The 291-nt window shown below is 64.9% G+C and carries 1 protein-coding gene; it reads left to right on the top strand.

The features are described 5' to 3' along the window. The coding region (locus EN786_RS37175; RefSeq protein ID WP_189524403.1) for a hypothetical protein at window positions 1-291 on the top strand (291 nt) is incomplete at both ends.

Raw genomic sequence — 291 nt, 5'->3', positions numbered from 1 at the left:
CCTCCAACGCCCCGGCGTCCAATGCCGCAAACGCCCCGGCCGCGAATGCACCGGCGCCGAATGCAGCGGCTACGAACGTCCCGCATGAATATAACGCCGAAGCCGGCAATGTCGTGAAGCTCCCGGCCAATGTCTCAATCGACAACATCAAGGTCGAGGGGCACAACCTCGTGCTGGTGCAGGCCGACGGGTCCGAGAGCATCATCAAGGACGGCGCGCGCAATGTGCCGACATTCATCATCGGCGACGTCGAGGTGCCTCGCGTCGCCCTGATCGCCGCGCTCGGGGCAA

This window comes from Mesorhizobium sp. M4B.F.Ca.ET.143.01.1.1 (assembly GCF_004792275.1).
GTDB lineage: Bacteria > Pseudomonadota > Alphaproteobacteria > Rhizobiales > Rhizobiaceae > Mesorhizobium > Mesorhizobium abyssinicae.
The sequence above is the reverse complement of the archived record's forward strand: the minus strand, read 5'-3'. Positions and strand labels throughout refer to the sequence as shown.